The organism is Geobacillus jurassicus NBRC 107829, assembly GCF_001544315.1.
Lineage (GTDB): Bacteria > Bacillota > Bacilli > Bacillales > Anoxybacillaceae > Geobacillus > Geobacillus jurassicus.
The window spans coordinates 1-2,161 of the sequence record NZ_BCQG01000107.1; the positions used below are offsets into that span (position 1 = coordinate 1).

3 protein-coding genes and 1 pseudogene are annotated in these 2,161 nt (G+C 35.2%); all 4 read left to right on the plus strand.

What is annotated here, in order from left to right; all coding sequences use genetic code 11:
• Positions 1 to 172 precede the first annotated feature (172 nt).
• Positions 173 to 370 carry a diguanylate cyclase domain-containing protein gene (locus tag GJ1_RS17290; RefSeq protein WP_066235098.1) on the plus strand — a complete coding sequence of 66 codons (198 nt, stop codon included), beginning with the start codon at positions 173 to 175 and terminating at the stop codon, positions 368 to 370.
• Positions 371 to 569: 199 nt separating this feature from the next.
• Positions 570 to 866 (plus strand): diguanylate cyclase domain-containing protein, encoded by a 297-nt coding sequence (locus GJ1_RS18180; RefSeq protein WP_245629458.1) that lies wholly within the window; start codon positions 570 to 572, stop codon positions 864 to 866.
• A gap of 338 nt (positions 867 to 1,204) precedes the next feature.
• Positions 1,205 to 1,786: a nucleotidyltransferase family protein gene (locus tag GJ1_RS17295; protein ID WP_066235101.1), complete on the plus strand. Its 582-nt coding sequence runs from the start codon at positions 1,205 to 1,207 to the stop codon at positions 1,784 to 1,786.
• A gap of 153 nt (positions 1,787 to 1,939) precedes the next feature.
• Positions 1,940 to 2,161: pseudogene (locus GJ1_RS17300) on the plus strand (GNAT family N-acetyltransferase); the annotation flags it as partial.

The window sequence follows — 2,161 nt, forward strand, 5'->3', positions numbered from 1 at the left end:
GAAGAAGCGCGTTTTTGATTTTCCGTTCCTGTTTGCGAAGCGTCCGTGGCGTCCATCCGTGATCATGGGTGATGTTGAGACGTTTCATGAATGATCCCGCTCCTTTTCCATAGGTTTCCTTAGGAACAGGATAACCGGAGTGTGCACCGGTTATACGAAGGTTAACTTTTTAATGAGCATGTATATAAAATATATGAATGATAACTTTGGACACAAAGAAGGAGACGCTTTAATAAAAGAGGCAGCTAAGGTTTTAAATAAGTTTTCTTCGGAAAAGACAATTGTGGCAAGAATAGGCGGAGATGAGTTTGCAATACTTGTAGCTGATACGAATAAGGAAGAAGTATATAGATGCAACGAAAAAGTTTAACATATCCTTGATGGAAAAGTCGCTTGTCCATTTTTCAGCTGACGGAAGGACCAAACAACCACCCGCTTCACAGCCCATACATGGGTCTGAAAGTGGCATTGTTCGGTCCCCCGACAGTCGGGATCCAATTCTCGGCAAAAGCTACAAATGTTAAAACTTCAAATTGCATCTATATATATAAGTTGCAATTTTGTTTTACATGGCATTGTTCACTCTTCTTGTCACCGTGCCAGCTTGTCAAGTGATAAAGACGGGACATGGAGATCGGAAATTCTTTATTACAACCTATATAGAAAAATTATTAGCAGATATTTCAAGAGAAATACATAAATATAATGAACAGAGCACAAACATAAAAATCAAGATGTCGGCAGGAATTGCTTTCAGCAGCACTTCCATCGGAAATATGAATGAGTTGTTTGCTCAAGCGGATAAGAATATGTACAGGGAAAAGAAAGCAAAAAAACAATCTTCCAAACATGCTTTGAATTGTTGACTACATCAATGATTTAGCAGAGTCTCTCGAGCCACTTCAAGAGGCTATTTAAGAGACGCTTAGTGAATTAAGATTATAAACTTCTTTGTGTAAGAAAATTTATTACAAATAATCCTTACGGAGATATAACTCAAATCGTATATAATAGATGACGTAAAAAATTTATAAAACACTGTCCTGAGGTTATTTAAATAATTAAACTAACGGAAGCATTACTTCAAGAAGCAGGAAGTAATGCTTTTTTGTTGAAGTAAAAGGTAGTTTAGTGGAAAAACTTTTCTATATTTTGGGTTTTATGTAATAGTAGGGATATACGTTCGATTGGAGGAAATTAACTGATGATTATCAAAAATGATAAAGATATCATTCAACTGATTAAAGAAGACGAGTGGATGATGGATATATTAAGGGCCGTAAAGTCGTTGAATTTACCTGATTGGTGGGTCTGTGCTGGATTTGTTCGTTCGAAAATATGGGATACGTTACATGGTTTTAAAGAAAGAACTCCTATTCCAGATATTGATGTTATCTATTTTGATGATACCAATATGGATGAATTAGAAGAAAAGAAGTTAGAAATGAGGTTAAGAAATATCCTTCCTAACATTCCTTGGTCAGTGAAAAATGAGGCAAGAATGCACGTTGTCAATAACCTTCCTCCGTATTCATCTTCCGTAGATGCTATATCAAAGTTTCCAGAAACAGCAACATCTTTAGGTGTAAAATTAGATGAAAGGGATGACATCATCTTGGTTGCTCCTTGGGGAGTAGATGATGTGATTAACTTGGAAGTAAAACCGACACCCTATTTTAAAGAATCAAAAGAACTATCACAGATTTACGAAGAACGGATAACGAAAAAGAACTGGAAAGATATTTGGTATAAGGTTAAAGTTTTTCATATTGAAAATTCTTATTAAACTTCTCATAGAAGAACAGAATTTTTGCCTTAATCTGTGGTGCCGCGAAGCGATGCATGGTTGGCTAACGGGGGCAGTTTAGTTTAAGGAAAAATATAAAAAAATGGAAATAATGGTATAATTACTGAAGTGATTCAAGGGGGAGAAATTTTGATGAGGTTGTATGAAACGAACCGTTTAATATTAAGGGAATTAGATGAAACATTTGCTTTGACAGTATTAAATTATTACCAAAGGAATAAAGATTTCTTGAAGGAATGGGAAGCAGAAAGACCAGAGGATTTCTTTACATTAGAATACCAATCCGAAAGATTAAAGAAAGATATCGAACTAACCAAATCAGGAAGCATTCTTAAGTTATGGTTGTTTCATAAG

Excerpts from the sequence above, each read along its gene's own strand:
- GJ1_RS17295 (WP_066235101.1), top strand. The coding sequence starts at position 1,205 with ATGATTATCAAAAATGATAAAGATATCATTCAACTGATTAAAGAAGAC.
- GJ1_RS18180 (WP_245629458.1), top strand. The coding sequence starts at position 570 with ATGGCATTGTTCACTCTTCTTGTCACCGTGCCAGCTTGTCAAGTGATA.
- GJ1_RS17290 (WP_066235098.1), top strand. The coding sequence starts at position 173 with ATGAGCATGTATATAAAATATATGAATGATAACTTTGGACACAAAGAA.